7 protein-coding genes are annotated in these 6799 nt (G+C 72.6%); 5 read left to right on the forward strand and 2 right to left on the reverse strand.

The features are described 5' to 3' along the window. Position 1: 1 nt before the first annotated feature. Positions 2 to 991 carry an alpha/beta hydrolase gene (locus tag AB0912_RS05430; protein WP_366696620.1) on the reverse strand — a complete coding sequence of 330 codons (990 nt, stop codon included), beginning with the start codon at positions 989 to 991 and terminating at the stop codon, positions 2 to 4. A gap of 159 nt (positions 992 to 1150) precedes the next feature. Here AB0912_RS05430 and AB0912_RS05435 point away from each other — a divergent pair, with 159 nt between their 5' ends. The 4 genes from AB0912_RS05435 to AB0912_RS05450 all read left to right on the forward strand — a co-directional run bounded on the left by AB0912_RS05435 (position 1151) and on the right by AB0912_RS05450 (position 3112). Continuing rightward, a complete protein-coding gene (locus tag AB0912_RS05435) occupies positions 1151 to 1369 on the forward strand; it encodes a hypothetical protein (RefSeq protein ID WP_366696621.1) in 219 nt (72 codons plus the stop codon). Between the two features lie 201 nt (positions 1370 to 1570). Beyond that, a complete protein-coding gene (locus AB0912_RS05440; protein WP_366696622.1) occupies positions 1571 to 2212 on the forward strand; it encodes a TetR/AcrR family transcriptional regulator in 642 nt (213 codons plus the stop codon). Positions 2213 to 2415: 203 nt separating this feature from the next. Further along, the gene (locus AB0912_RS05445) at positions 2416 to 2643 is read left to right on the forward strand and encodes a DUF3107 domain-containing protein (RefSeq protein ID WP_028801993.1); all 228 of its coding nucleotides are present in this window, start codon (positions 2416 to 2418) and stop codon (positions 2641 to 2643) included. A gap of 199 nt (positions 2644 to 2842) precedes the next feature. Further along, positions 2843 to 3112 carry a hypothetical protein gene (locus AB0912_RS05450; protein WP_366696623.1) on the forward strand — a complete coding sequence of 90 codons (270 nt, stop codon included), beginning with the start codon at positions 2843 to 2845 and terminating at the stop codon, positions 3110 to 3112. Between the two features lie 261 nt (positions 3113 to 3373). Here the strand turns inward: AB0912_RS05450 and AB0912_RS05455 are convergent, their stop codons facing one another. Further along, positions 3374 to 4135, reverse strand: a complete 762-nt coding sequence (locus AB0912_RS05455; RefSeq protein ID WP_366696624.1) for a ferritin-like fold-containing protein — start codon at positions 4133 to 4135, stop codon at positions 3374 to 3376. Positions 4136 to 4606: 471 nt separating this feature from the next. Here AB0912_RS05455 and AB0912_RS05460 point away from each other — a divergent pair. Further along, positions 4607 to 6799 (forward strand): DEAD/DEAH box helicase (locus tag AB0912_RS05460; RefSeq protein WP_366696625.1); only part of this gene is annotated, 2193 nt, incomplete at its 3' end.

Here is a 6799-nt window from a genome sequence, read left to right on the forward strand (position 1 = left end):
CTCAGCTCTCCGCGCCGGTTGCCGCCTCGGAGGTCAACTCTCCCTGGTCCGCGAGGAGTTCACGGAAGGCTGTGGCCACCGTCTGTGGATACTCCATCATGGCGACGTGCCCCGCGTCCGGCAGAGTCAGCAGCCGGGAGTCACGGAAGGCACGGGCCGCGCGCTGGGCCATACGGTAGCCGACGAGTTGATCGCGTCCGCCATAGACGAGCAGCGTCGGTGCGAGAACGCGCTCGGCCTGGCGCCACAGACTGTGCTGCCCGCCCAGCGTGTACGCGTTGACAATGCCGCGCGCCGAACGCGCCATGGCGTCCCAGAAGTAGGGCAGGGCGAGCCGCCGCTCCATCTCCTCGACCGCGTTGCGGAACCCCTCGGGCGTCACGATGGTGGGATCGCCGTAACACAGGGCGGTCACCCCGCGTACGCGCTTCTCGGCGCTCCAGTCCCTGGTGAGCCGGGTGAACAGACCGGCCACGCCGGGCAGCGCGAGCAGCGCGGTCGGCCAGGCGCTGCGCTGCGCGCGGATCTCCGGCAGGGCGGGCGAGACGAGCGTCAGCGTGCGGACGAGGTCCGGGCGGACGGCGGCGACGCGCGTGGAGACGGCGCCGCCGAGCGAGTTGCCGAACAGGTGGACGGGCCCGCGTCCGGAGGCGTCGAGATAACGGATGACCGCGCGCGCGTGTCCGGTGACCGAGTAGTCGCCGTCGTCCGGCGGCGGCGAGTCGCCGAAGCCCGGCAGGTCCAGGGCCTCGCTGTCCACGAGGTCGTCGAGCAGCGGCATCAGCGCCGACCAGTTCTGCGAGGAACCGCCCAGACCGTGCACGTACAGGGCGGGCGGCAGTCCTTCGCGGGCCGGGGGCCTCGACCGGATCGTCAGCGTGACCCCGGGGAGCCCGACCGACCGCAGCCGCTCGCCCTCGGCGACCCTGACGGAACCGACCCTGGGCGTGACGGTGGCGGCCACCGCGGACGGGAGTTCGGTCGAAGACATGCCGCAATGTTACGAGACGATCACGCCGGGGTTCATGTGTTCGCCGTCACAGATGGCGGGCGGATCGCATAGCGCCCGGATCGTGTGTCTCCTAGGCTTCGATCGAGGGCACTCGTCCGTACGTCAGGAGCGCACTCGTACCGTTCGGGAAGAGGAACCATGACAGTCGACCCGACAGACTCCGGAACGTTCGACGACCAGTTCCGGGACATCCTCGACGCGGAGGCCCCCGAGGCGGACGCCGCCGAGCAGGCCGCCGAGGTGGACCCCGCGGACGACGACGACCCGCGCCCGCCGGGCGATCCGCTCAGCGCGGACGAGGCGGATCTCGCCGAGCAGGCGCGGATCGTCCGGCTGAACGAGGACGACTACCGGTGAGCGTGCGACCGGTGGCGCGACACCGCTGATCAGGGCCGTAGGGAGGGGCGGGCGTCCAGCTCGTCCCCTTCGGCCCGCTGTGCGCCCGGGCCGTCGGCGTCCGGTACGTGAAATTGTGCGCTCGCACCGCACACAGCACGGTTACCGAAAAGTACGATGGCGGCGCGGCGCACACCGCAGTGGACAACTTTGGGAGGCGGCGTGACAGCCATCGAGCAGACAGAGGCGGCACGCCCGCGGGGCACTCGCCTGCCGCGCCGTGCCCGACGCAACCAGCTCCTCGGCGCCGCCCAGGAAGTGTTCGTTGCTCAGGGGTATCACTCGGCCGCCATGGACGACATCGCCGAGCGCGCGGGCGTCAGCAAGCCGGTCCTCTACCAGCACTTCCCGGGGAAGCTCGATCTGTACCTCGCCCTGCTGGACCAGCACTGCGAGTCGCTGCTCCAGGCGGTGCGGGCGGCGCTCGCGTCGACCTCGGACAACAAGCTGCGCGTCCGCGCCACGATGGACGCCTACTTCGCCTACGTCGAGGACGACGGCGGCGCCTTCCGGCTGGTCTTCGAGTCGGACCTGACCAACGAGCCGGCGGTCCGCGAGCGGGTCGACAAGGTGACGCACGAATGCGCCGAGGCGATCTGTGACGTCATCGCGGAGGACACCGGTCTCTCGCGCGCCGAATCGATGCTCCTCGCGTCGGGGCTCGGCGGGCTGGCGCAGGTCGTGGCCCGTTCCTGGCTGCACAGCGACCGCAGCGTGCCGCGCGACCAGGCGGTGCAGCTGCTGACCTCGCTCGCCTGGCGCGGCATCGCGGGCTTCCCGCTGCACGGCACCGACCACCACTGACCGTCGCACGGGCACCGGCCGTCGCAGCGGCACCGGCCGTCGCACGGCAACGACCACCACGGAGCGGACCGCTCTTTTGTTCCCGCCCCCTGTTCGCTCCTGGCGTTCCCGGGCGGAGCGTGGACGTCCCCTCACCGGGCTAATGTGTGCTGCGTACGGCGCGTACGAACGCGCACATGACTGACCGTCGGAGGGACAAAGCCGTGGAGGTCAAGATCGGCGTGCAGCACGCGCCCCGCGAGATCGTTCTGGAGAGCGGTCAGACCCCGGAGGAGGTCGAGCGCGCGGTGTCGGAGGCGCTGGCCGGCAAGTCGCAGCTCCTCAGCCTCGTGGACGACCACGGCCGCAAGGTCCTGGTTCCGGCCGACCGCCTCGCCTACGTGGAGCTCGGTGAGCCCACGCAGCGCAAGGTCGGATTCAGCGCTCTGTAAGAGGTTCGCAGAGCGGATCAGAGGTACCCGACGGGCCCGGTGACGATGTCACCGGGCCCGTCGCGCGCATCCCGGCCGCACCCGAACTCCTCCACAGATGGAGCACAGTTCGGCCACAGGGGAGGGTTGCGTTCCGCACGCCACGGGTAGGACCGGCTACGACCGATTTGCACCGGCCGTGAGGGAGGGACACCCCACCATGTTCTTGGAAGCGCTCGGCTCCGCGCTGCTTGGTCTGGCCCTGGCGTGGGCGGCGGCGTACCGCCTGCCCCACCGGCTGCCGGCGCGCAGTCTGGTCCTGTCGACGGGAGTGGCGGGAGGCCTGTTCGGCGCCTTCCTGGCGCACACCGCGCTGGGCTCCGGCCACTTCCTGGTCATCCTCGTGGGAGCGGTCGCCGTCTCCGCCGCGCTGCTGTCGCTGCTGCTGCGCCCGCAGGAGCGTTTTCGCCGGCGCTCGGCGACCGCGTAGGCCGTTCCGCCGGGTGCGCCAGTTCCGGTCGCACCGACGGGAGCCGAACGGCTGACCCGCTGTACGGAAGAAAGCCCGGCTGACCCGCCGTACGGGAGGAAGCCGGACGGCTGACCCTCCGTACGGGGAGGGAGCCGTGGCCCGGAGGCCACGGGCCGGAGGCCACGGGCCGGAGGCCACGGGCCGGAGGCCACGGGCCGGAGGCCACGGGCCGGAGGCCACGGGCCGGAGGACCGGAAGCCCGCTCGGCTCTGGCGGGAGCTAGGCGGCCAGCCCCAGCGCCGCCATCCGCTTGGTGTGCGCCTCGGTGATCCGGGAGAACATCCGGCCCACCTCCGCGAGGTCGAAGCCGTCCGCGACCCCGCCGACGAGCATCGTGGACAGGGCGTCACGGTCGGCGACCACCCGCTGCGACTGGGACAGCGCCTCGCCCATCAGCCGGCGCGCCCACAGCGCGAGGCGGCCTCCCACCCGCGGGTCGGCCTCGATCGCGGCCCGCACCTTCTCGATGGCGAAGCTCGCGTGCCCGGTGTCGTCCAGGACGCCGAGGACCAGCCCCCGGGTGTCCGAGTCCAGGCGGGCCGCGACCTCGCGGTAGAAGTCACTGGCGATCGAGTCGCCGACGTACGCCTTGACCAGCCCCTCCAGCCAGTCCGAGGGGGCCGTCTGCCGGTGGAAGCCGTCGAGGGCGGCGACGAACGGGTCCATGGCCTGTCCCGGGTCCGCGCCGACCGCCGAGAGCCGGTCGCTCAGCTGCTCGAAGTGGTGGAACTCGGCCGACGCCATCTTCGCCAGCTCCGCCTTGTCACTGAGCGTGGGCGCCAGCTTGGCGTCCTCCGCGAGCCGCTCGAACGCCGCCAGCTCGCCGTACGCCAGCGCTCCGAGCAGGTCCACGACCGCGGCGCGGTACTGCGGGTCGGCGGAGGCCGTGTCCCAGTTCTGCGCGGCGATGCCGCCGGCCGTCGGAGCGGTGTCGGCGGGGGCCTCGGCGGGCTTCTCAGCGGCGTTGTCAGGCGTCGTCATGAAGCGCACAATAGCCCTCTCACCGCACGGGGGAAGTCCCTGGTCAACCAGTGTGACGACGACTACGTGACCAAACCGGCCATCGCGTATGCGCGATTCCGGGGTATGGTGGTAATGCGCCCGGCGAGTATGTGTCGGGCCGCACGAATGAGGATGCCCGGTCGGTGGCCCGATCGGCTCCGACCCGACAGCCCTCCTCGTCGGTACGGCACATCGCGTACGGCATCCGGAGGGACCCTCAGCGGCACGAGAGCTCGAGCGTCGGCAGTGGTCCCATGCCACTCGGCCCGCCCGTCACAGAGCGGCCGACGTCCCCGGCACGGTCCCGACACGACCCCCGCGCTCGCCTCGCACCGCGTACACAGAAGAGGCAGCACCCTGACTACGACTTTCCGAGAGCTCGGAATCCTTCCCGAGACGGCCGAAGCCCTTGAGGCCGTCGGCATCATCAACCCCTTCCCCATCCAGGAGATGACGCTCCCGGTCGCCCTTTCCGGCACCGACGTCATCGGCCAGGCCAAGACCGGCACCGGCAAGACGCTGGGCTTCGGCCTCCCGCTCCTGGAGCGCGTCACCGTCCCCGCGGACGTCGAGGCCGGCCGGGCCACGCCCGAGCAGCTCACCGACGCCCCGCAGGCCCTCGTCGTCGTGCCGACGCGCGAGCTGTGCACCCAGGTGACCAACGACCTGCTGACCGCCGGCAAGGTGCGTAACGTCCGCGTCCTCGCCATCTACGGCGGCCGGGCCTACGAGCCCCAGGTGGAGGCCCTGAAGAAGGGCGTCGACGTCATCGTCGGCACCCCGGGACGCCTGCTGGACCTCGCGGGCCAGAAGAAGCTCAACCTCGGCCACATCCGGGCGCTCGTCCTCGACGAGGCCGACGAGATGCTCGACCTGGGCTTCCTGCCCGACGTCGAGAAGATCATGAACATGCTGCCGGCCCGCCGTCAGACGATGCTGTTCTCGGCGACCATGCCGGGCGCGGTCATCGGTCTCGCGCGCCGCTACATGTCGCAGCCCACGCACATCCGCGCCTCGACGCCGGACGACTCGGGCGCGACGGTCGCGAACACCAAGCAGTTCGTCTACCGCGCGCACAACATGGACAAGCCCGAGATGGTCGCGCGGATCCTGCAGTCCGACGGCCGCGGTCTCGCGATGGTCTTCTGCCGCACCAAGCGCACCGCGGCCGACCTCGCCGACCAGCTCCAGCAGCGCGGTTTCGCCTCCGGCGCGGTCCACGGCGACCTCGGCCAGGGCGCCCGCGAGCAGGCGCTGCGCGCCTTCCGCAACGGCAAGGTCGACGTGCTGGTCTGCACCGACGTCGCCGCCCGCGGTATCGACGTCGAGGGCGTGACCCACGTCATCAACTACCAGTCCCCCGAGGACGAGAAGACGTACCTGCACCGCATCGGCCGGACCGGCCGCGCGGGCGCCAAGGGCATCGCGATCACCCTCGTCGACTGGGACGACATCCCGCGCTGGCAGCTCATCAACAAGGCGCTGGACCTCGGTTTCCCGGCCCCGCCGGAGACCTACTCGACCTCTCCTCACTTCTTCGAGGAGATGAACATCCCGGCCGGCACCAAGGGTGTCCTGCCGCGTGCCGAGCGCACCCGCGCGGGGCTCGCGGCCGAAGAGGTCGAGGACCTGGGCGAGACCGGTGGCCGTGGCGGTCCGCGGGGCCGCGGTGGCCGCTCGTCCGCGCCGGCCGCCCCCGAGCGTGAGCGCGAACGGGCGGAGCGCACCCCGCGCCGCCGCCGTCGTACGCGCAACGGCGCGCCGATGGACGAGTCGTCCGCGACGCCGTCCGCGTCCCCCGAGGGCACCACGCAGGCTCCGGCGCCGGCTCCCGAGACCGACGGGGCCGCCGAGCCCCGGACGCCGCGTCGCCGTCGTCGTACGCGCGGTGGAGCGGGCTCCGAGCCCGCCGCCGTGGCCGCGCCGGTGGCCGAGGCCGCGGTGACCGCCGTGGCGACGGCCGAGGGCGCCACCGACGAGCCCGTCAGGACGCGTCGTCGCCGGACCCGGAGGACCGCCGAGAGCATCGAGGCGATCGAGAACGCCGAGGCGGCGGTGACCGCGGCCGAGGCCGTGGTCGAGAGTGTCGCCGCCGAGGTCGTGGCGGACGCCGTGGAGGCTCCCGCCAAGCCGGCCCGCCGCCGGACCCGCAAGGCCGCCGAACCGGTCGCCGAGACCATCGAGGCGGCCGAGGTGGCAGAGGTGGCAGAGGCGCCGGCGAAGCCCGCGCGGCGCCGGACCCGCAAGGCCGCGGAGGCCGCCGTCGACACCGTCGAGGCCGCCGCGACCGAGGTCACGGAGGCGGTCGGGGAGACCAAGCCGCGGCGCACCCGCGCCAAGGCCACGACCGCCGACGCGGAAGCCGCCGACGCACCCGAGGCCGAGGCCAAGCCGGTCCGCCGACGCACCCGCAAGGCCGTCACCGACGCCGAAATCCCGGCCCAGGCCGCGGACGAAGCCGAGACGAAGCCGGCCCCGCGCCGCCGCACCCGCAAGGCCGCGGAGGCCGTGGCCGACACGGCCGAGGGCGTGACGGAGACGGTCGCCGAGACCAAGCCGCGGCGCACCCGCGCCAAGGCCACGACCGCCGACGCGGAAGCCGCCGACGCACCCGAGGCCGAGGCCAAGCCGGTCCGCCGACGC

Source organism: Streptomyces sp. NPDC007084 (assembly GCF_040703595.1).
Taxonomy (GTDB): domain Bacteria; phylum Actinomycetota; class Actinomycetes; order Streptomycetales; family Streptomycetaceae; genus Streptomyces.